This is a genomic window from Streptomyces sp. NPDC093221, from assembly GCF_044753885.1.
Taxonomy (GTDB): Bacteria; Actinomycetota; Actinomycetes; order Streptomycetales; family Streptomycetaceae; genus Actinacidiphila.
The window spans coordinates 302,226-323,392 of record NZ_JBIVOA010000009.1; the positions used below are offsets into that span (position 1 = coordinate 302,226).

At 70.5% G+C, this 21,167-nt stretch carries 16 protein-coding genes; 10 read left to right on the forward strand and 6 right to left on the reverse strand.

All coding sequences use genetic code 11. The features are described 5' to 3' along the window. Positions 1-16: 16 nt before the first annotated feature. Complete coding sequence (locus tag ACIQCJ_RS29525) at positions 17-688, reverse strand: FadR/GntR family transcriptional regulator (RefSeq protein WP_355333046.1); 672 nt, start codon at positions 686-688, stop codon at positions 17-19. A gap of 146 nt (positions 689-834) precedes the next feature. Continuing rightward, positions 835-1,680: a DUF6597 domain-containing transcriptional factor gene (locus tag ACIQCJ_RS29530; protein ID WP_402713055.1), complete on the reverse strand. Its 846-nt coding sequence runs from the start codon at positions 1,678-1,680 to the stop codon at positions 835-837. A 156-nt stretch (positions 1,681-1,836) separates the two neighbouring features. Here ACIQCJ_RS29530 and ACIQCJ_RS29535 point away from each other — a divergent pair, with 156 nt between their 5' ends. Together ACIQCJ_RS29535 and ACIQCJ_RS29540 are read left to right on the forward strand one after the other, a co-directional pair. Continuing rightward, complete coding sequence (locus ACIQCJ_RS29535) at positions 1,837-2,412, forward strand: TIGR03086 family metal-binding protein (RefSeq protein ID WP_402713056.1); 576 nt, start codon at positions 1,837-1,839, stop codon at positions 2,410-2,412. Further along, entirely contained in the window at positions 2,409-3,260 is an 852-nt protein-coding gene (locus tag ACIQCJ_RS29540) for a hypothetical protein (RefSeq protein ID WP_402713057.1), read from the forward strand. The genes ACIQCJ_RS29535 and ACIQCJ_RS29540 overlap by 4 nt, the downstream gene beginning before the upstream one ends. Here the strand turns inward: ACIQCJ_RS29540 and ACIQCJ_RS29545 are convergent. The 4 genes from ACIQCJ_RS29545 to ACIQCJ_RS29560 form a co-directional block, all read right to left on the reverse strand. Next, the gene (locus ACIQCJ_RS29545; RefSeq protein WP_355333038.1) at positions 3,257-4,864 is read right to left on the reverse strand and encodes a glycerol-3-phosphate dehydrogenase/oxidase; all 1,608 of its coding nucleotides are present in this window, start codon (positions 4,862-4,864) and stop codon (positions 3,257-3,259) included. The two genes, ACIQCJ_RS29540 and ACIQCJ_RS29545, sit on opposite strands and share 4 nt — an antisense overlap. An 8-nt stretch (positions 4,865-4,872) precedes the next feature. Next, positions 4,873-6,450, reverse strand: coding sequence for a glycerol kinase GlpK (gene glpK, locus ACIQCJ_RS29550; RefSeq protein WP_402713058.1), 1,578 nt, complete (start codon positions 6,448-6,450; stop codon positions 4,873-4,875). A 70-nt stretch (positions 6,451-6,520) separates the two neighbouring features. Further along, positions 6,521-7,309, reverse strand: coding sequence for an aquaporin (locus ACIQCJ_RS29555; protein ID WP_391048249.1), 789 nt, complete (start codon positions 7,307-7,309; stop codon positions 6,521-6,523). A 189-nt stretch (positions 7,310-7,498) separates the two neighbouring features. Beyond that, entirely contained in the window at positions 7,499-8,263 is a 765-nt protein-coding gene (locus tag ACIQCJ_RS29560) for an IclR family transcriptional regulator (RefSeq protein ID WP_402713059.1), read from the reverse strand. A gap of 329 nt (positions 8,264-8,592) precedes the next feature. Here ACIQCJ_RS29560 and metH point away from each other — a divergent pair, with 329 nt between their 5' ends. The 8 genes from metH (at position 8,593) to ACIQCJ_RS29600 (ending at position 21,078) form a co-directional block, all read left to right on the forward strand. Further along, positions 8,593-12,081, forward strand: coding sequence for a methionine synthase (metH, locus tag ACIQCJ_RS29565; RefSeq protein ID WP_355333029.1), 3,489 nt, complete (start codon positions 8,593-8,595; stop codon positions 12,079-12,081). A gap of 155 nt (positions 12,082-12,236) precedes the next feature. Further along, positions 12,237-12,938: an HAD-IA family hydrolase gene (locus tag ACIQCJ_RS29570; protein WP_391129323.1), complete on the forward strand. Its 702-nt coding sequence runs from the start codon at positions 12,237-12,239 to the stop codon at positions 12,936-12,938. 332 nt (positions 12,939-13,270) lie between these two features. Further along, positions 13,271-14,830: an ABC transporter substrate-binding protein gene (locus tag ACIQCJ_RS29575; RefSeq protein ID WP_355333024.1), complete on the forward strand. Its 1,560-nt coding sequence runs from the start codon at positions 13,271-13,273 to the stop codon at positions 14,828-14,830. Positions 14,831-14,957: 127 nt separating this feature from the next. Beyond that, positions 14,958-15,977 (forward strand): ABC transporter permease, encoded by a 1,020-nt coding sequence (locus tag ACIQCJ_RS29580; RefSeq protein ID WP_402713060.1) that lies wholly within the window; start codon positions 14,958-14,960, stop codon positions 15,975-15,977. After that, positions 15,977-17,020 (forward strand): ABC transporter permease, encoded by a 1,044-nt coding sequence (locus ACIQCJ_RS29585; RefSeq protein ID WP_355333020.1) that lies wholly within the window; start codon positions 15,977-15,979, stop codon positions 17,018-17,020. Before ACIQCJ_RS29580 ends, ACIQCJ_RS29585 begins: the two co-directional genes overlap by 1 nt. Continuing rightward, a complete protein-coding gene (locus ACIQCJ_RS29590) occupies positions 17,017-18,117 on the forward strand; it encodes an ABC transporter ATP-binding protein (RefSeq protein WP_355333017.1) in 1,101 nt (366 codons plus the stop codon). The genes ACIQCJ_RS29585 and ACIQCJ_RS29590 overlap by 4 nt, the downstream gene beginning before the upstream one ends. Continuing rightward, a complete protein-coding gene (locus ACIQCJ_RS29595) occupies positions 18,101-19,453 on the forward strand; it encodes an oligopeptide/dipeptide ABC transporter ATP-binding protein (RefSeq protein ID WP_401721140.1) in 1,353 nt (450 codons plus the stop codon). The genes ACIQCJ_RS29590 and ACIQCJ_RS29595 overlap by 17 nt, the downstream gene beginning before the upstream one ends. A gap of 26 nt (positions 19,454-19,479) precedes the next feature. Beyond that, entirely contained in the window at positions 19,480-21,078 is a 1,599-nt protein-coding gene (locus ACIQCJ_RS29600) for an ABC transporter substrate-binding protein (protein ID WP_355333012.1), read from the forward strand. The last annotated feature ends 89 nt before the right edge of the window (positions 21,079-21,167 follow it).

Genomic DNA, 21,167 nt, shown 5'->3' on the forward strand with positions numbered 1-21,167 from the left:
CCCCCCGCCCGGAGGGTTAAAGCGTTGAGCGAAGCCACTGCTCCACGCTGGCGACATGCACCGTCGCCCACGAACGGGCAGCCTCGGCGTCGCGGTCGCGCAGGGCGGTGAGAATGGCCCGGTGCTCGTGCAGCGTGCGGCTGACGGCGTCGACCTGGGTGATGCCGCGCCAGACGCGCGCGCGGGTGGTGGGTCCTGACAGGCCGTCGAGCAGCGAACAGAGCACGGAGTTGCCCGAGCCCTGGACGATGCCCCGGTGGAACTCCAGGTCGGAGGCGACCAGTTCCTCGACGGACGGCTGCGGGCCGAGCGCGTCCAGCTTGCCTTCGAGGGCGTCCAGCTCCTCGACGGAGATGCGGACGGCGGCCATCGCGGTGGCGGCGGGTTCCAGGATGCGGCGGACCGCGAGGAATTCGAGCACGGTGTCGTCGCGGTGGAAGTCCACGACGAAGCTGAGGGCTTCGAGCAGGAGCTGCGGGTCGAGGCTGGTGACGTAGGTGCCGTCGCCCTGGCGGACGTCGAGGATGCGGATCAGGGAGAGGGCGCGGACGGCCTCACGCAGGGAGTTGCGGGACAGCCCCAGCTCGGCCGCGAGTTCGCTCTCCTTGGGGAGCCGGTCGCCCGGACGCAGCGCCCCGGAGACAATCATCTCCTTGATCCTCTCGATGGCCTCGTCGGTGACCGCCATCAGCGCCTCCCCTGTCCAGGTCCCGCCGCCGCCAGACCTCCGATGTATGAGGCCCCATTATGGGCCCGGCGCGCCGGAACGCCTAACAACGGCCGGAACCGGGCACAGCCGCCCCCGTACCGGCCGAACCGCCCCCCCGTACGGGCTCAGCGGCTCGCGTACCGGCTCGGCGGCGCGCCGACCGCCGCGGTGAAGTCACGGGTCAGGTGCGCCTGGTCGGCATAGCCCAGGTCGGCGGCGAGCGCGGCCCAGTCGATGTCGGCGCCGCCGTCCGCGCGGGCCGCGGCCTCGTGCAGCCGGGCCCGGCGCAGCACCCACTTGGGGCTCGCCCCCACGTACTCGGCGAAGAGCCGCTGGAGCCGCCGTACGGGCAGGTCCAGCTCGCGGGCCAGCTCGTCCACCCGGAAGAGCTGCGGGCCGGCGGTGATCCTCCCGCGCTCATCGGCCGGGGGGACACCCCTCTCGATTCTCTCGACCAGGTCCGCCACCTCGGCCACCACCGGGTCCTGCCGGGTGCCGGGCAGCAGCTCCAGCAGATACTCCTCGGCCAGCGCCGTCATCGCCGCCAGGTCGTCCAGTGCCAGGATCTCCCGGCTCAGCGCCTCGACGGCCCCGGCCGGGCCGCCCAGCAGACCGGCCGCGGGCACCGCGCGGTCGGCCAGCTCCGCCACCGGCCCGTCGATGAACGGCCGGAAGGCGCCCGGCCGGAATTTCACCCCGAACACCTGGTCGCGCCCGTGCAGCACACGGCTGAACACCCCCCGCTGCACCCCGTACACCAGTGACTCAGGGGCCTCGAAGACCAGATGGACATTGGGGTGGGCGAGCACCTTCTGCTCGTGGTCCGGCCGCCCCCGCAGGTCCCAGCGCGGATTCCAGTAGAAGTCGACCAGAGCTGCCAGCGCGGGCCGCGGCTGCTGCCGCCGTACTTCGACGCGCCCGCCCGTCGCCTCCGGCCTCAGCACCCCGCGCCCCAGCCCGTGCCCGCTCATGCCCGTCACTGTAAACGCGGCCACCGACAACGGCGCGGGCCCGCGCGGGCACGCGCGGGCACGCGGGAGCACCGGCAACGGCGCGGCCACGCGACACGGGCCGGGTGTCGCGTTTCTTCAAGACCGCCGTCCCCGGTCGCGCCTAGCGTCGAGGGCATGAACTTCCACGCACAGATCGCCGACAGTGCCGCGGAGGCCGCCCGGGTCGCCGCCGGGATCACCGACGACCAGCTCACCGGCCCCACGCCCTGTCCCGACTACGACACCCGCACCCTGATCAACCACTGGGTCGCGTACACCGGCCTCGGCATGGAGCTGCGCGCCCGCAAGGAGCCGCACCCCGCCGACCTCGGCGAGCGCGACTTCACCGCGGAGCCCGGCTGGGCCGCCGCCTACGCGCGGCAGCTCGACCGGGCCGCGGACGCCTGGGCCGACCCGGCCGCCTGGGAGGGCGAGCTGGACATGGGCGGCATGGCGATGCCCGCGAAGGACATCGCCGGAATGCTCTTCATGGAGCTGCTGCTGCACGGCTGGGACGTCGCCAAGGCCACCGGGCAGGAGTTCAGGGCCGACGAGAAGTCCGGCGCCCTGCTGCTGGCCGTCGTGCGCGAGCAGGCCGAGATGTTCCGGCAGTACAAGGGCTTCACGGAACCGGTCGCACCGCCCGCCGGGGCCACCGACTTCGAAACCGCTGTCGCCCTGTCCGGCCGCGACCCATACTGGGCGGCATGATCCAGCACGACCTCATCGCCCGGGTACGGGACATGTGCCGCGCCGACGAACGCCTCGGCGCGGCACTGATGTACGGCTCCTTCGCCGCGGGGGAGGGCGACGCCCACAGCGACGTCGAATTCTGGCTCTTCTTCGACCCGGAGCGGCGCGCGGAAGTGGACCCCGAGCAGTGGTGCCGGGAGATCGCCCCGGCCAATCTGGTGCTGCTCAACGAATTCGGCAGCCATGTCGTGCTCTTCCCGGGCCCGGTGCGCGGCGAATTCCACTTCGCGACCACCGACGACATCCCGACGGTCGCCACCTGGCCCGCGCGCGGCGCCGCCGTCGAGCGGATGGTGGTCGTCGACCGCGAAGGGCTGCTGACGCCCGTGCTCGAAGCGGTGCCCGAGCACCCCGTGCTCCCCGCGGCGCCCGACGAGATCGCCGACCTTTGCGGCCGGTTCGCCAACTGGCTGGTGCTCGCGCTGCACGTCACCGCGCGCGGCGAGCACTTGCGCGCGCGGGACGCGCTCTGGCACGCGGCCCGCCATGTGCTGTGGATGGCCCGGCTCGCCGAGGACAGCACCGCGCACTGGCTGACGCCGTCGCGCGCCGCGGAGGCCGAGCTGCCCGCCCGTACGATCGTGGCCGTGGCAGAGGCCAACCCCGTGAGCCTCTGGCACGAGGGCCGCGACCGCTGGCTGACCCTGCTGCCCAGGACCGGCCGCCCCGCCCCGACCGCCCTGTTCGCCGAACTCGACCGCCTGACCGCCGAGACGGCCCAGCCCGCCGAGACAACCCAGCCCGCCGGGACGGCCGAGGCCGCCGCGACGGAACCGCCCGCAGGGACGGCGGCCCCCACTTCCTAGTCCCGGCGAAGCACCCGCTCGACCCCTTCCCGCACCTCCGGCGTGTCGAGACCGCGGATGGTCAGCGTCGTCCGCCGCCGCAGCACGTCGTCCGCGTCCTGCGCCCACTCGTGGTCGCGGGCGTAGACGACCTGGGCCCAGATCTCCGGGGCGTCCGGGTGCACGCGCCGGGCCAGCTCCGGGTCCTCGTTGGCCAGCCGCGCGATGTCGAAGGCCAGCGAGCCGTAGTGGGTGGCCAGGTGCCTGGCGGTGTCGGCCGCCATGCGCGGTCCCGGCGCGTCGCCGTCGATCAGCAGCCGGTGGGCGACCGCGTCGGGGCTGGCGAAACCGGGCAGCGGGGCCCGGCGCGGCAGCGACGACATCGGCTCCATGTCGTCGGACAGCGGATGCCCGGGCAGCTCGGCCAGCTTGGTCATCACCGTGCGGCCGATGTGCCGGAAGGTGGTCCACTTGCCGCCCGCCACCGACAGCATCCCGCCGGTCCCCTCGGTGACGACCGTCTCCCGCTTGGCCTTCGAGGTGTCGCCGGGACCGCCGGGCAGCACCCGCAGACCCGCGAAGGAGTACGTGATCAGGTCGCGGGAGAGCTGCTGGTCGCGGACGGAGAAGGCCGCCTCGTCCAGGATCTGCGCGATGTCGGCCTCGGTGACCCGCACATCGGCAGGATCGCCCTCGTACACCTCGTCCGTGGTGCCGAGCAGCAGCATGTCCTCCCAGGGCAGCGCGAAGGTGATGCGGTACTTGTCGATCGGGGTGGCCAGCGCCGCCCGCCACGGCGAGTGCCGCTTGAGCACCAGGTGCGCGCCCTTGGACAGCCGGATCGACGGCGCCGCGGCCGGGTCCTCCATCCGCCGCAGGTGGTCCACCCACGGCCCGGTGGCGTTGAGCACCAGCCGCGCGTCGACCCCGAATTCGGTGCCGTCCACGCGGTCGCGCAGATCGGCGCCCGTGACCCGGCCCCGCGTGAAGCGCAGCCCGGTGACCTCGGCGTGGTTGAGCACGGTCGCGCCCGCGTCGACCGCGGCCCGTACCGTCATCAGCGCCATCCGGGCGTCGTTCATCTGCCCGTCCTCGTAGACGGCGACCGCGCGCAGATTGTCGGTCCGCAGCTCGGGCACGTCCCGCGCGGCCTTGGCCGGGCTGATCACATGGCCGACGCCGTCGCGGAAGGCGGACAGCGCCGAGTACGCGAAGACGCCCGCGCCGAGCTTGGCCGCGCCGTGCGGGCCGCCCTTGTAGACCGGCAGATAGAAGGTGAGGGGGTTGGCCAGGTGCGGCGCGATGTCACGGGAGACCGCGCGCCGCTCCAGGTGGTTCTCCGCCACCAGCTTCACCGCGCCGGTCTGGAGGTAGCGCAGGCCGCCGTGGAGCAGCTTGGAGGAGGCGGAGGAGGTGGCCCCGGCGAAGTCACCGGCGTCCACCATGGCCACCCGCAGCCCCGACTGCGCGGCGTGCCAGGCGGTGGTGATGCCGAGGATGCCACCGCCGATCACCAGCAGGTCGTACGTGGCACGGCCGAGCAGATCCCGGGTCTCGGCCCTGCCGGGGTTGGCGCCTGCGGTCGGATGCGAACCCAGGGCGGGAACGCGCTGCGAGGTGGTCATGGGGTGAATCAGTGCTCCTCTGCGGTGCTCTCTTCGAGCCAGCCCATCGTGGCCTGCACGGCCTTGAGCCAGCTCTTGTACTCGCGGTCCCGTTGGGCCGCGTCCATGCGCGGGGTCCACTCGGCGGCGCGCCGCCAGTTGGCCCGCAGTGCCTCGGTGTCGGGCCAGAAGCCGACCGCGAGACCGGCCGCGTAGGCCGCGCCCAGGCAGGTGGTCTCGGCGACCATCGGGCGCACCACGGGCGCGTCCAGGAAGTCGGCCAGGGTCTGCATGAGCAGGTTGTTGGAGGTCATGCCGCCGTCGACCTTGAGGGCGGCCAGTTCGACGCCGGAGTCCTTGGTCATGGCGTCGGCGATCTCCCGCGTCTGCCAGGCCGTCGCCTCCAGCACGGCGCGCGCGATGTGCGCCTTGGTGACGTAACGGGTCAGCCCGGCGATCACCCCGCGTGCGTCGTCGCGCCAGTAGGGGGCGAACAGGCCGGAGAAGGCCGGTACGAAGTAGGCGCCGCCGTTGTCCTCGACGGACGAGGCCAGCGTCTCGATCTCGGCGGCGGTGCTGATCAGCCCCATCTGGTCGCGCATCCACTGCACCAGCGCGCCGGTGACGGCGATCGAGCCCTCCAGCGCGTAGACCGGCGCTTCGTCGCCGATCCGGTAGCCGACGGTGGTGATCAGGCCGTTGTAGGAGTTGACCGGGGTCTCACCGGTGTTCATCAGCATGAAGGTGCCGGTGCCGTAGGTGGACTTGGCCTCGCCCTCGGCGAAGCAGGTCTGCCCGAACAGCGCCGCCTGCTGGTCGCCGAGCGCGGAGGCCACCGGCACGCCGTCCAGCACGCCGCCGACCGTGCTGCCGTACACCTCGGCGGAGGAACGGATCTCCGGCAGTACGGCGGCGGGTACGCCGATCGACTCCAGGATCTTGTGGTCCCAGTCCAGGGTGCGCAGGTTCATCAGCAGGGTGCGGGAGGCGTTGGTGACGTCGGTGACGTGCCGGCCGCCGTCGACACCGCCGGTGAGGTTCCAGATCACCCAGGAGTCCATGGTGCCGAAGAGGATCTCGCCGCGCTCGGCGCGCTCGCGCAGGCCCTCGACGTTGTCCAGCAGCCAGCGGATCTTGGGTCCGGCGAAGTACGAGGCGAGCGGCAGGCCGGTCTCGCGGCGGAAGCGGTCCTGGCCGACGTTGCGGCCCAGTTCGCGGCAGAGCACGTCGGTGCGGGTGTCCTGCCAGACCAGCGCGTTGTGCACCGGCTCACCGGTGTTCTTGTCCCACAGCAGGGTGGTCTCGCGCTGGTTGGTGATGCCGATCGCCTTGACGTCGGCGGCGCTGAAGCCCTCGTTGTCCTGGGCGGCCTTGGCGATGGCGCCCTCGACCACCTCCTGGACATTGGTCCAGATCTCGGCGGCGTCGTGCTCCACCCAGCCCGGCTTGGGGAAGATCTGCTCGTGTTCCTTCTGGTCGACGGCGACGATCCGGCCGTCCCGGTCGAAGACGATGCAGCGGCTCGACGTGGTGCCCTGGTCGATCGCGGCGATGAACGGGCCGGTGCCGTGCGAGTGGGTGCCGGCGGCGGCGGTGGTGTCGGTCACGTGGTGCTCCTCGGGATCTGCGCGGGGGAAGTGGCTGCGGGGGAGTGGGCGTGGCGGTCTCGCGGCGGCCCTACGTGAAGGCGAGCTTGTACAGGCCGCCGGCTATCGCGGCGCCGGCCAGCGGGCCCAGCACCGGGATCCACGCGTAGCTCCAGTCCGAGCCGCCCTTGTTGGGCAGCGGCAGAAGGCTGTGCACGATACGCGGGCCGAGGTCGCGGAACGGGTTGATCGCGTACCCGGTGGGGCCGCCGAGCGACAGGCCGATACCGACGACGAGGAGCGCGGTGAGCAGGATGCCGGTGCCGTTGAGCGCGAGTCCGGTCGTCATGCCCTGGGTGAGGATGAAGAGCACCAGGACGGCGGTGCCGATGACCTCGGTGAGGAGGTTCTGCACCGGGTTCCGTATCTCGGGTCCGGTGGAGAAGATGCCGAGCACGGGTCCCGCGGGCTGCCCCTTGCGGTCGGTCTCCGGGCCCTCGGGGGAGGTCGTGCCCGCGCCGACGATCTCGGGGTCGGTCAAGTGCGCCTGGAACTGGCCCAGGTAGGCCACCCACACCAGGAAGGCGCCGATCATCGCGCCGAGCAACTGCCCCATCAGGTAGAAGGGCACGGTGTGCCACACACCGGTCTTGATCGCCACGCCGAGGGTGACCGCCGGGTTGAGCTGGCCGCCCGAGTAGCCGTTGGCGATGTAGGCGCCGCCGAGCACCGCGAATCCCCAGCCGAAGGAGATGGCGACCCAGCCCGCTCCCCGGGCCTTCGACTTCTTGAGCGTGACGGCGGCGCAGACGCCGCCACCGAGCAGGATGAGCACGGCGGTGCCGAAGGTCTCGCCGATGAAGATATGGCCGTTGGACACAGCGACTCCTTTGTCCAAGTGTCTTTACGTCAGGGCACGGGCGACCCGAATCGCGTCCGGCGTTCGACAATGCCGACCGTACAGCGAATATTTTCTCTCCGGGAGCGGCAGGTCAAGAGGAGTGGACGGTGAAACGCGGAAGAGGGCCGCGCGGGCGCGGCGTCGGGGGCCGGATACGGGCGGGGCGGATCAGAAGCGGGCGGCGCCCAGATCGCGGGAGACGGCGCGGGCGCAGTCCCGTACCGCCGCCACCAGCCGGGCCTGGATGCCGCCCTCGTCGCAGACCCGTTCCACGGCGCCGGTGATGCCCACCGCGCCCACCGGCATCCGCCGCCGGTCGTAGACGGGCGCCGCGACCGAGGCCACGCCCTCCCACGTCTCCTCCAGGTCGGCGGCCCAGCCGCGCGCCCTGGTGAGGTCCAGCAGCGCCTCGAAGTCGGTGATGTCGGTGACGGTGCGCGCGGTGAGTGAGGCCCTCTCGCGCTCGGTCACCTCGTTGTGCGCCACCGGGTCGAAGGCGGACAGCACCTTGCCGAGCGCGGTGCTGTGCAGCGGGTGCATCGCGCCCACCTCCAGCGCCTGGCGGCTGTCGTCCGGCCGGAAGACGTGGTGCACGATCAGCACGCCGTCCTGGTGCAGCACCCCGAGATACGCCGCCTCGCCGCTGGACCTGGCCAGGTCGTCGGTCCACACCAGCGCGCGGGCCCGCAATTCGTGCACGTCCAGATAGCTGTTGCCCAGCCGCAGCAGCTCCGCGCCGAGCTGGTACTTGCCGGAGACCGGCTCCTGTTCGACGAAGCCCTCCTGCTGGAGGGTGCGCAGGATGCCGTGCGCGGTGCCCTTGGCCAGGCCGAGCGACGAGGCCACGTCGGTGAGCCCCAGCCGGCGCTCACCGCCGGCCAGCAGCCGCAAAATCGCCGCCGCGCGTTCCAGCGACTGGATGGGACCTGGCATCGGCGGCACTCCAAGCAGAGGGGGGTGTCATGATCGGCGGTCGACAATGTCGACCGCCATCATCTCAGAGATGATTCTGGCACCACGGTCCGCCCATCGGAATGCCTTCGAGCCCGGACGGTGCGGCCCGCTAGGCTGGCCGGGTGCGCGTCCCGCCGCCCTCCGATCCGTCGGCCCCGACGGGGAACGCATAGCCGACAGCCGTCGCATCCCAGGGAGCACGTTCCATGGCCTCGCTTTCTCCGTCGTCCCCTACGTCTGGTACGTCCGGTTCCTCCCCATCGGGGACGAACACGGCGCCGACGCGTACCTCCCCGACCGCGTCGCCGATGGACGCACCCCGCGCCGCCGCCCTCCGCGAGGCGCTCGCCTCCCGCGTGGTCGTCGCCGACGGCGCCATGGGCACCATGCTCCAGGCGCAGGAGCCGACGCTCGACGACTTCCAGCAGCTCGAAGGCTGCAACGAGATCCTGAACATCACCCGCCCCGACATCGTGCGCTCGGTCCACGAGGCGTACTTCTCGGTCGGCGTGGACTGCGTCGAGACCAACACCTTCGGCGCCAACCACTCCGCGCTCGGCGAGTACGACATCCCCGAGCGGATCCACGAACTGTCGCAGGCCGGCGCCCGCCTGGCCCGCGAGGTCGCCGACGGCTTCGCCGCCGACGGCCGCCCGCGCTGGGTGCTCGGCTCGATGGGCCCCGGCACCAAGCTGCCGACGCTCGGCCACGCCCCGTACGGCGTACTGCGCGACGGCTACGAGGCCAACGCGGCGGGGCTGATCGCGGGCGGCGCCGACGCGCTGATCATCGAGACCACCCAGGACCTGCTCCAGACCAAGGCGGCCGTGATCGCGGCCCACCGCGCGATGGCGTCGGCCGGGGTGAGCCTGCCGCTGATCTGTTCGGTGACCGTGGAAACCACCGGCACCATGCTGCTCGGCTCGGAGATCGGCGCGGCGCTCACCGCGCTCGAACCCCTCGGCATCGACATGATCGGCCTCAACTGCGCGACCGGACCGGCCGAGATGAGCGAGCACCTGCGCTATCTCGCCCGGCACTCGCGTATCCCGCTGTCCGCCATGCCCAACGCGGGCCTGCCGGTGCTCACCAAGGACGGCGCGCACTACCCGCTCACGGCCTCAGAACTGGCCGACGCGCACGAGACGTTCGCCCGCGAGTACGGCCTGTCCCTGGTCGGCGGCTGCTGCGGCACCACGCCCGAGCACCTGCGGCAGCTCGTGGAGCGGGTCGGCGGCCAGGACCTGCACCCGCGCAGGCCGCGCCCCGAGGCGGGCGCCGCCTCCCTCTACCAGACGGTCCCCTTCCGCCAGGACAGCTCGTACCTGGCGATCGGCGAGCGCACCAACGCCAACGGCTCCCGCAAGTTCCGCGACGCGATGCTGGAGGGCCGCTGGGAGGACTGCGTGGAGATGGCCCGCGACCAGATCCGCGAGGGCGCCCACCTGCTCGACCTGTGCGTGGACTACGTGGGCCGGGACGGCGTCGCCGACATGGCCGAGGTCGCCGGGCGCTTCGCCACCGCCTCCACCCTGCCGATCGTGCTCGACTCCACCGAGGTGGACGTCCTGCGGGCGGGACTGGAGAAGCTGGGCGGCCGGGCGGTGCTCAACTCCGTCAACTACGAGGACGGCGACGGCCCCGAGTCCCGGTTCGCCAAGGTGACCGCGCTCGCCCAGGAGCACGGCGCCGCGCTGATCGCGCTCACCATCGACGAGGAGGGCCAGGCCCGTACGGTCGAGAAGAAGGTCGGGATCGCCGAGCGGCTGATCGACGACCTGACCGGCAACTACGGCATCAACGAGTCGGACATCCTGATCGACTGCCTGACCTTCACCATCTGTACCGGCCAGGAGGAGTCCCGCAAGGACGGCGTCGCCACCGTCGAGGCGATCCGCGAGCTGAAGCGCCGCCACCCCGACGTGCAGACCACCCTCGGCCTGTCGAACATCTCCTTCGGCCTCAACCCGGCCGCGCGCGTGGTGCTCAACTCGGTCTTCCTCGACGAGTGTGTCAAGGCGGGCCTGGACTCGGCGATCGTGCACGCCTCCAAGATCCTGCCGATCGCCCGCATCCCCGAGGAGCAGCGCGAGGTCGCGCTCGACCTGATCCACGACCGGCGGCGCGAGGGCTACGACCCGCTGCAACGCCTGATGGAGCTGTTCGACGGCGTCGACAACAAGTCGCTGAAGGCCAGCCGCGCCGAGGAACTGCTGGCGCTGCCGCTGGACGAGCGGCTCCAGCGCCGGATCATCGACGGCGAGAAGAACGGCCTGTCCGCCGACCTGGACGAGGCGCTGGCCGAGCGGCCCGCCCTGGACATCGTCAACGAGACGCTGCTCGCGGGCATGAAGGTGGTCGGCGAGCTGTTCGGCTCGGGCCAGATGCAGCTTCCGTTCGTGCTCCAGTCCGCCGAGGTGATGAAGACCGCGGTGGCGTATCTGGAGCCGCACATGGAGAAGTCGGACGACGAGGGCAAGGGCACCATCGTGCTGGCCACCGTGCGCGGCGACGTCCACGACATCGGCAAGAACCTGGTCGACATCATCTTGTCCAACAACGGCTACAACGTCGTCAACCTCGGCATCAAGCAGCCGGTCTCGGCGATCCTGGACGCCGCGCAGGAGCACCGCGCCGATGTGATCGGCATGTCGGGCCTGCTGGTGAAGTCCACGGTGATCATGAAGGAGAACCTGGAGGAGCTGAACCAGCGCGGCCTGTCCGCCGACTTCCCGGTGATCCTCGGCGGCGCCGCCCTGACCCGCGCCTATGTGGAGCAGGACCTGCACGAGATCTACGAGGGCGAGGTCCGCTACGCCCGCGACGCGTTCGAGGGCCTGCGGCTGATGGACGCGCTGATCGGCGTCAAGCGCGGCGTGCCGGGCGCGGCGCTGCCGGAGCTGAAGCAGCGCCGGGTGCCCAAGCGCGAGCAGCCGGAGCCGGACGGACCGGACAAGGCGGTCAACCTCGGCCAGATCCGCTCCGACGTCGCGGTCGACAACCCCGTCCCCACCCCGCCGTTCTGGGGCAGCCGGGTCGTCAAGGGCATCCAGCTCGCCGACTACGCGTCCTGGCTGGACGAGGGCGCCCTGTTCAAGGGCCAGTGGGGCCTGAAGCAGGCCCGCTCGACCGGTCCGACGTACGAGGAGCTGGTGGAGTCCGAGGGCCGGCCCCGGCTGCGCGGGCTGCTGACCAGGATGCAGTCGGAGGGCCTGCTGGAGGCCGCCGTGACCTACGGCTACTTCCCGTGCGTGTCCAAGGGCGACGACCTGATCGTGCTGCGCGAGGACGGCACCGAGCGCACCCGCTTCACCTTCCCCCGCCAGCGCAGGGGGCGGCAGCTCTGCCTCGCGGACTTCTTCCGGCCCGAGGAGTCCGGTGAGACCGACGTGGTGGGCTTCCAGGTCGTCACCGTGGGCAACCGAGTCTCCGAGGCGGCCAACGAGCTGTTCGCGACCGACTCCTACCGGGACTACCTGGAGCTGCACGGCCTGTCCGTGCAGCTCGCGGAGGCACTCGCGGAGTACTGGCACGCGCGGGTCCGCTCGGAGCTGGGCTTCGCCGGTGAGGACCCGGACGAGGTCGAGGACATGTTCGCGCTGAAGTACCGCGGGGCGCGCTTCTCGCTGGGCTACGGGGCCTGCCCCGACCTGGAGGACCGGGCGAAGATCGCGGACCTGCTGGAGCCGGGCAGGATCGGCGTGGAGCTGTCGGAGGAGTTCCAGCTGCACCCCGAGCAGTCCACCGACGCGATCATCATTCACCACCCGGAGGCCAAGTACTTCAACGCGCGTTGAGCGCGGCTCACCAGCGAGTCGTACACTTGACGGTCCGGCGCAGGCCGGTCGCCTTCCCGTCCGCGGGATGCGGCGACCGGCCTTTGTGTCCCCCGGAAACGGGACGGGCCGGCGCGACCGGCACCGGGAACCGCGCGAGCCGAGGAGTGGGGCGTATGACCAGCAGCATCCCTGTCGCCGACACCCGTATGGCGCAAGGCCCCGCCCTCCAGGCGGTGCTCCTCGACATGGACGGCACCTTGGTGGACACCGAGGGCATCTGGTGGGCGGCGGAGAGTGAGGTCTTCGCGGACCTCGGGCACGTGCTGGACGAGGCGCACCGCGAGGTGGTGATCGGCGGCCCGATGGCCCGCAGCGTGGGGCACCTGATCGCCGCCACCGGCGCGGACGCGACGCTGGCCGAGCTGATGCTGGCGGTCAACATCCGCTTCGAGAAGCTGATCGCCCGGGGCGCGCCGCTGATGCCCGGCGCCCGCAGGCTGCTCACCGAGCTGGCCGCGTACGGCGTCCCGACCGCCCTGGTGTCCGCCTCGCACCGGCGGACCATCGATGTGATGCTGCGCACGCTGGGCGCGGAGAACTTCGCCTTCACCGTCGCGGGGGACGAGGTGAGCCGCACCAAGCCGCACCCCGAGCCGTATCTGACCGCCGCCGCCCGGCTGGGCGCGGACCCGGCCGCCTGTGTGGTCGTCGAGGACACCCTGACCGGTGTGGCGTCCGCCGAGGCGGCGGGCTGCCGGGTGGTCGCGGTGCCCTCGCTGGTGCCCGTCGAGGCCGCTCCAGGGCGTACGGTCGTCGGCTCGCTCGAAGAGCTGAGCGTGCCTTTCCTGCGCGCTTTGAATGCGCGCGTTCACTGAGCGTATTTGCTGAATAGGAACCGTCCAGAGGCGTCTCACAGGTCGGAATCCGGCCCCTGGTGATCTATGTCACGCGCGGGGAGGTCGACACCGCGCTGTCCTGCCTGGATGAGATCCGCAGATCGGGACGTGCGGCGCGGCCGAATGTCCGCAATGTTCCGACCGGGGAGGGATCGTACCGCCGTCCGTTTATCGGTGCTCCGAGCCCCGTTATCGGTATGTAATTCCGCCTCAACTTCGCCGTGCTCTAGCGGAGTAGGTCCCTCCGGCTAGTGTCCCTGCTGGTCAATGCCGAATCGAACGACCGGCATTTGAGCAAGGGGATTCACTGGATGTCACGTAACAAGCGTGTCGTCGCCGCAGCCGCCGTGGCCTTCCTGGCCGTCGGTGCGTCCGCGTGTGGTGGCAAGAAGGACAACTCGTCGGCCGGTGGCGGAAAAGGCGCCGTGATCGTCGGAACCATCGACTCGGTGTCGTCACTCGACCCCGCGGGAGCGTACGACTACGGCTCCTGGGAGGTCATCGACAGCGTCTACCAGAAGGTCATGCACTTCCCGACCGGCGGCACCACGCCGGAACCGGACGCGGCCAAGTCGTGCGCCTTCACCGACCCGAAGACGTACGCCTGCACGCTCCAGCCGGGGCTGGTGTTCTCCAACGGCGACAAGCTCACCGCCGCGTCGGTGAAGTTCTCGTTCGACCGCATGGTCGGCATCGCGGCGCCCAACGGCCCGTCCAGCCTGCTCGCCAGCCTGGACAGCACCGAGGCCAAGGGCGACGACCAGGTGGTCTTCCACCTGAAGAACGCCGACTCGACCTTCCCCTCGGTGCTCGCCACCGACGCGGGCGCGATCGTCGACGAGAAGACCTTCCCGAAGGACAAGCTTCTCGACGGCTCGAAGATCATCGGCTCGGGTCCGTACACGCTGGACAAGTACACGCCCAAGCAGCAGGCGTCGTTCCTGGCCAGCAAGACCTACAAGGGCCCGGCCAAGCTCAACAACGGCCAGTTCGTGCTCCAGTACTTCTCCGAGGCGTCCGCGCTCAAGCAGGCCGTCAAGGACGGCACGGTCAACGCGGCCTTCCGCACCCTGTCGCCCACCGACACCGCGGACCTGAAGAAGACCTCCGGCATCCAGGTGCTCGACGGCACCGGCACCGAGAAGCGCTACCTGGTCTTCGACGCCAAGGTGAAGCCGTCCGACCAGAAGGCGGTCCGCCAGGCCGTCGCCCAGGTCATCGACCGCGAGGGCATCGCCAAGGACGCCTACGACGGCACCGTGGCCCCGCTCTACTCCATGGTCGGCAACGGCATCCAGGGCCACACCGAGGCCTTCAAGGACAAGTACGGCGCCCCGGACAAGGCCAAGGCCGCCGCGATACTCAAGGACGCGGGCATCACCGCCCCCGTCGACATCGCGTACGCCTGGACCCCCAGCCACTACGGCGCCGCGGCGGCCGACGAGGCCACCGCGATCAAGCGGCAACTGGAGGCCACCGGCCTGTTCAAGGTGAAGCTCAGCTCCACCGAGTGGCAGCAGTACCAGAAGGACGAGAAGTCCGACACGTACGCCTCGTACATGATCGGCTGGTTCCCCGACCTGCCGGACGCCGACAACGACGTCTCGCCGTTCCTGGGCAAGCAGCCCTTCCTCGGCACCGGCTACGACAACCCGGAGATCCAGCAGCTCCTGGTCAAGGAGCAGGGCACGGACGACGCCAAGGTGCGCGACCAGGCGTTCGCCGACATCCAGAAGATCGTCGCCGACGACGTCCCGATCATCCCGCTCTGGCAGGGCAAGCAGACCGTGGTCATCCGTGACGGCGTGACCGGCGCCGACAAGGCGCTCGACCCGACGATGTTCCGGTTCTACGAGCTCGGCTCCAAGTGACGGACGGCCGGTCCGCGGGGGTGACGCCCCCGCGGACCGGCCGCCGCGGCTGTTCCCCAGCCCGCACCCCAGCCCGTACCTGAGCCGTACCTGAGCCTGTTCTGTTCCTGAAGAAAGACACACTCAGTTGAGCAACACGAGCAAGCAGTCCGGGTCGCTGCGCCGCTACGTCCTCACCAGGATCGCGCTCGCCGTGCCCATGGTCCTCATCCTGCTGGTCCTGGTCTTCGTCATGATGCGGGTGGCGCCGGGCGACCCCATCTCGGCCTCGCAGGGCGGCAAGCTGAGCGCGGCCGAGCTCGCCGCCAGACGCCACGCGGCGGGCTTCGACGCCCCCATCTACCAGCAGTTCTGGGACTATCTGAAGTCCGTTGGCACCCTGAACTTCGGCACCACGTTCTCCGACCGCCGCAGCGTGCGGGACATCATCGTCGAGAACGGGGGCGCCACCCTCACCCTCACCGCGGGCGCCCTGGTCTTCGCCGCCGTCATCGGCATCCCCGTCGGCCTGCTCGCCGGCCGCTACCGGGACCGCGCGGTCGACGTCACCAGCCGGCTCTTCAGCACCGTCAGCTACGCCGCGCCCGTCTTCGTCACCGCGCCGCTGCTGATGCTCGCCTTCGGCTCCACCTCCGGCCAGGCCTCCCCGCTGGTGCAGCTCAACGTGCCCACCCAGACGCACATCCTCATCGTGGACGCGGTGATGGCCGGGGACTGGGACGCGGTCGGCGACATCACCCAGCACCTGATCCTGCCGTCGGTCTGCCTCGGCCTGCTCGTGGTCGGCGTCTTCATCCGGATGATCAGGATCAACCTCATCCAGTCGCTCCAGGGCGACTACATCGAGGCCGCCCGCGCCCGCGGCGTCAAGGAACGCCACGTCGTGGCGCGGCACGGCTTCCGCAACGCCCTGGTGCCGGTGATCACGGTCCTCGGCCTCCAGGTCGCCATGCTGCTCGGCGGCGCGGTGCTCACCGAACAGATCTTCAACTGGCCCGGCATCGGCCGCCAGTTGATCGACTACATCAACCAGCGCGACTACGTCGCCGTCCAGGGCATCGTCACCGTCTTCGCCCTGGTCGTCGTCGTGATCAGCATGCTGATCGACTTCGTGAACGCGCTGATCGACCCGAGGGTGCGGTACTGATGGCCCAGACAACCCCCATACCCCCCGGCCCGGCCACCGAGGCCCCGCAGGCACAGCTGCCCGCCCCCAGGTCGACCCGCTTCGGCGGCCTGCGGCGGATCTGGGCGGCGATCCGCGAGGCCCGCGGCGTACCGCGGTTCATGCTCTGGACCGGCGCCCTGATCTCCGCGCTCTTCGTGATCATGGCCGTCTTCGGCCCGCTGATCGCGCCGTACGACTTCGACACGTACCAGTCCGGCGGCACCCGCTTCCCCAAGCAGGGCGCGCCCGACGGCGACCACTGGTTCGGCACCACCGTGCAGAGCCTCGACGTGCTCTCGCGCACCATCTACGGCGCCCGCACCGCGCTGGAGGTGATGGTGCTCGCCGTGGTGTTCTCGCTGATCATCGGCGTCCTGCTGGGCCTGCTCTCCGGCTACTTCGGCGGCTGGCTCGACCGCATCCTGGTGCTCGTGATGGACGCGCTCTTCGCGTTCCCCTACCTGCTGCTGGCGATCGTCGCCGGATTCGTCTTCGCCGGGATCGCGGGCGGCAGCATCATCACCGCCGCCCTGTCGATCACCGTGGTCTACATCCCGCAGTACTTCCGGGTGGTCCGCGCCTCCGCGCTCTCCGCCCGCGAGGCGACCTTCGTCGAGGCCGCCCGCGCGATGGGCGCCAAACCGTCCGTCGTCATCCGCAAGTACCTCTTCGGCAACGTCATCCAGTCGGTGCCCGTCATCACCACGATGAACGCCGCCGACGCCATCGCCACGCTGGCCGGCCTCGGCTTCCTGGGCCTGGGCATCCAGCCCACCGACGCCGCCGAGTGGGGCTACGACCTCTCCCGCGCCATCGACGACGTCAACGCGGGCATGTGGTGGACCTGCCTCTACCCGGGCCTGGCCATGGTCATCGCGATCCTCGGCTTCACCCTGCTCGGCGAGGGACTCAACGACGTCCTCAACCCGACCATGCGCCGCCGCCGGATCTCCAAGGTGCTGCTCCCGCCGCACACCCGCCGCCGCACCGTCATCACCCCCGAAGGGACGGCCGCCAAGTGACCACCGTGACCGAACCCGTCCCCGCCGGGCCCGCACCCGCCGGACCCGTCCTGTCCGTACGCGACCTGCGCGTCTGGTACGGCACCGACCGCGGCCCGGTCCGCGCCGTGGACGGCGTCAGCTTCGACGTACGCCCCGGCGAGACCCTCGGCCTGGTCGGCGAGTCCGGCTGCGGCAAGTCCACCCTCGGCCGCGGCGTCCTCGGCCTCACCCCGGCCGCCGCCGCGGTCGACGGCGAGGTCGTGCTGAACAGCGAGGGCGGCGCGGGCCGCAACCTCACCGAACTGTCCGACCGCGAGATCCAGAAGCTGCGCGGCCCGGAACTCGGCCTGATCTTCCAGGAGCCGATGACCCGGCTCAACCCCCTCATGCGGATCTCCCAGCACTTCGAGGAGGCCCTGCGCACCCACCACAAGGACCTCCCCAAGCGCGAGGTGAAGGCGCGCGCCCTGGAGGCGCTGCGCGGCATGGGCATCCCCGAGAGCCGCTACGAGAACTACCCGCACGAGTTCTCCGGCGGCATGCGGCAGCGCATCATGATCGCGCTCGCGCTGGTGCTGCGGCCCGCGTTCATCGTCGCCGACGAGCCCACCACGGCCCTCGACGTCCTGGTCGAGGCGCAGATCATCAAGATCCTCGCCGACCTCAGGAAGAACTTCGACACCTCACTGGTGCTGATCACGCACAATCTCGGTATCGTCGCCGAAGCGTGCGACCGGGTCGCGGTGATGTACGCCGGCCACATCGTCGAACAGGGCGATGCCCGCGCGGTGTTCGCCGACCCGCAGCACCCGTACACCAAGGAACTGCTCCGCTCGACCATCTCCCTGTCCACCACGGGACTGCACTACATCCCCGGCAGTCCGCCGGATCTGGTGCGACCGCCGGAAGGCTGCCGGTTCCATCCGCGCTGCCCGGTGGCGATGGCGGGATGCGCGACGGCGGAGCCGCCCGAGGTGACGCTGCCCTCCGGCGTGCGCAGCGCCTGCTGGCACCAGGCCATCGAGGCCGATCCCTCGCTGGCCGACGAGTTGGGAACGGGCGGGCGCGAGCCGCTCGCCGCGGTGAAGGAGATCAGCGTTGCTGACGAAGCCTGATGTGATGCCCTCCGGCGGCGCCGCCGGGGACGGCGCGGAGGCGCTCGTCGAGGTCGACGACCTCGAAGTCCACTTCGGCCTGCGCGGCAGCCTGCTGGGACGCTTCGGCGGCCGGGCGGCCGGCGCGGTCAAGGCCGTCGACGGCGTGAGCCTCACCCTGCGCAAGGGCGAGGTGCTCGGCCTGGTCGGCGAGTCCGGCTCGGGCAAGACCACCCTCGGCCGCACCCTGATCGGCCTGAACAAGGCCACCGGCGGCTCCATCCGCTACCGCGGCCAGGAGATCGGCGGCCTCGGCGAACGCGCGCTGCGCCCCCTGCGCCGCAAGCTCCAGATGGTCTTCCAGGACCCGCACGCCTCCCTCAACCCGGCGATGGACATCCGCACCGCCGTCGGCCACCCGCTGCGCATCCACCGACTCGTCGACAGCGAGCAGGAGTACGACGCCAGGGTCACCGACGCGCTGGAGCGCGTCGGCCTCACCCCGCCCGAGCGCTACCTCTCCAAGTTCCCCGCCGACCTGTCCGGCGGCCAGAAGCAGCGCGCCGTACTGGCCCGCGCGATCATCGCCGAGCCGGAACTGCTGGTCGCCGACGAACCCATCTCGATGCTCGACATGAGCGTCCGCGCCAAGATCCTCCAGCTCATGCTGGACCTCAAGCGCGACCTGGACCTCACGTACGTCTACGTCACCCACGACCTGGCGAGCGCGAAGTTCTTCTGTGACACCATCGCCATCATGTATCTCGGCCGGATAGTCGAGTACGGCCCGACCGCACAGGTCTTCGCCGACCCGCAGCACCCCTACACCAAGGCCCTGCTCGCGGCCATCCCGGAGCCCGACCCGCGGCTGGCCGTGGAGCGCGAACTGCCGCGCGGCGAGATCCCGGACGCCGCCGCACCGCCCCTGGGCTGCGCCTTTCACCCGCGCTGCCCGGTCGCGGTCGCCGAGTGCGGCTGGGAGGCCCGCGACCTGCGCGCCCTGCTGGAACGCCGCTGGCTGGAGTTGCCCCCGCAGGACAGCACCGCGGAGAAGGCGCTGTTCGCGGACCTCGATTCACTGTCCGCTCCAGGGCTCGGCCACGTATCGATCGCCCCCGGAAGAAGCCACACGGCCGAGGATGTGCTGGAATACCTCCGGCGTCTGCGCGAGGAAGCATCGGCGGCCGAACCGCGTGAGCCCTTCTGGCGCGGAGTGGTCACGATGCGTGCCGAAAGCGGCCGGGTCGTGGTGGAGTTCGCCCCGCCACGCGATCCGCGCCTCAACCTGATTCCGAAGACCGGCGTGCAAGTCGCCTGCCACCTGCACCAGCACGCCGCGAGCGCCCAGGGAACATGAGCGGGAACAAGAGGAGAACGACGACGATGAACCGCAAGCTTCTGGTGCTGCCCGCCCTGCTGGGCGTCATGACACCCCTGATCGCTGGGTGCGGCGGTACCGGCGGGGGGAGCGGCGACAGCGGCAAAGCCATCGTCGTCGGCACCACGGACAGTATCGAGCTGACCAAGGACAACCCGGCCCCCCTCGACCCGGCGACCTCCTACGACAGCGCGACCTGGAACATCTTCTACAACACGTTCCAGATGCTGCTCACCTACCCGCGCGGTAGCACCACCCCGACCCCGGACGCGGCGAAGGAGTGCCACTACAACGACACGTCCGGGCTCACGTACACCTGCACGATGCGCGACGGCCAGAAGTTCTCCAACGGCCACGACCTCACGGCGGAGGACGTCAAGTTCTCCATCGAGCGCATGCAGAAGATCAACTACAAGGTCGGCCCGGCGTCCCTCATATCGGACGTGAAGTCCGTCGAGGCGCCCGACTCCAAGACCGTGATCTTCCACCTGAAGGCCGCCGACGCCACCTTCCCGGCCAAGCTCGCCACCCCGGCCGCCGCGATCGTCGACAGCCGGGTCTACGAGATGGACAAGCCGTACACCGGCTTCAAGCTGGTCGGCTCGGGACCGTACACACTGGACTCCTTCGTCCAGGCCAAGCAGGGCGTGTTCTCCAAGAACTCGCACTACGGCGGCATCCTCAAGCTCAACAACAGCAAGGTCGACCTGAAGCTGTTCGCCGACTCCAAGAAGATGGAGGCGGCGCTCAAGGCCGGCAGCATCGACGTGATGTCGCGCACGCTGAACCCGGACCAGATCAACAACCTGCTCCAGAGCACCGACCCGAACGTGAAGCTGACCGAGGCCCCCGGCGGCGAGGCGCGCTACCTGTTCCTCAACACCGACTCGCCGAACCTCAAGGACGTCGCGGTCCGGCAGGCCATGGCATGGGTCCTGGACCGCCAGGCGATCACCCGTGACGTCTACAAGCGCACCGCCGAGCCGCTGTACTCGGTCGTGCCGCAGGGCATCACCGGTCACATCAACTCGTTCTTCAACAAGTACCAGGTGCCGAGCGTCAGCAACGCCAAGTCGCTGCTGCACCACGCGGGCATCGACGACAAGGTCGAGCTGACCATCAACTACCGCCGTGACACCGGCGGCACGATGAACCAGCCGGAGGCCGAGGAGATCGCCCGGCAGCTCAACGCCAGCGGCCTGTTCACCGTCACGGCCAAGAGCGAGCAGTGGAACGCCTTCCTGTCCAAGGCGTCCTCCCGCGCCTACCAGATCTTCGCGATCAGTTGGCTCCCGGACTTCCCGGACCCCGACAACTACATCGCGCCGTTCTTCGACAAGGACAACTTCCTGAACCTGCCGTACAAGAACAAGCAGATCCAGGACCAGATCCTGCCCGCCACCCGCAAGCAGGCCGAACGGTCCACCGCCAGCGCCGACTTCGCGACCGCGCAGAACCTCATCGCGCAGGACGTGCCGATGCTGCCGCTGTGGCAGGGCAAGCAGTACATCGCGTCGCGCCCCGACATCACCGGTGTCGAGTGGGCGCTCAACTCCTCGACCACCACGCAGTTCTGGGAGCTGGGCCGCGGCGTCTCCGGCTGACCCGGAGACCGGCCGTCCGGTGACGGCGCGACGACGAAAGCGGCCGGCCGCGGTCCCGAACCTCAGGGACCGCGGCCGGCCGCTTCGCG

What these genes read in the sequence shown, in the direction of transcription:
- ACIQCJ_RS29525 (WP_355333046.1), bottom strand. Translation starts at nt 688, where the DNA reads ATGGCGGTCACCGACGAGGCCATCGAGAGGATCAAGGAGATGATTGTC.
- ACIQCJ_RS29530 (WP_402713055.1), bottom strand. Translation starts at nt 1,680, where the DNA reads ATGAGCGGGCACGGGCTGGGGCGCGGGGTGCTGAGGCCGGAGGCGACG.
- ACIQCJ_RS29535 (WP_402713056.1), top strand. Translation starts at nt 1,837, where the DNA reads ATGAACTTCCACGCACAGATCGCCGACAGTGCCGCGGAGGCCGCCCGG.
- ACIQCJ_RS29540 (WP_402713057.1), top strand. Translation starts at nt 2,409, where the DNA reads ATGATCCAGCACGACCTCATCGCCCGGGTACGGGACATGTGCCGCGCC.
- ACIQCJ_RS29545 (WP_355333038.1), bottom strand. Translation starts at nt 4,864, where the DNA reads ATGACCACCTCGCAGCGCGTTCCCGCCCTGGGTTCGCATCCGACCGCA.
- ACIQCJ_RS29560 (WP_402713059.1), bottom strand. Translation starts at nt 8,263, where the DNA reads ATGCCAGGTCCCATCCAGTCGCTGGAACGCGCGGCGGCGATTTTGCGG.
- metH (WP_355333029.1), top strand. Translation starts at nt 8,593, where the DNA reads ATGGACGCACCCCGCGCCGCCGCCCTCCGCGAGGCGCTCGCCTCCCGC.
- ACIQCJ_RS29570 (WP_391129323.1), top strand. Translation starts at nt 12,237, where the DNA reads ATGACCAGCAGCATCCCTGTCGCCGACACCCGTATGGCGCAAGGCCCC.
- ACIQCJ_RS29575 (WP_355333024.1), top strand. Translation starts at nt 13,271, where the DNA reads ATGTCACGTAACAAGCGTGTCGTCGCCGCAGCCGCCGTGGCCTTCCTG.
- ACIQCJ_RS29585 (WP_355333020.1), top strand. Translation starts at nt 15,977, where the DNA reads ATGGCCCAGACAACCCCCATACCCCCCGGCCCGGCCACCGAGGCCCCG.
- ACIQCJ_RS29600 (WP_355333012.1), top strand. Translation starts at nt 19,480, where the DNA reads ATGAACCGCAAGCTTCTGGTGCTGCCCGCCCTGCTGGGCGTCATGACA.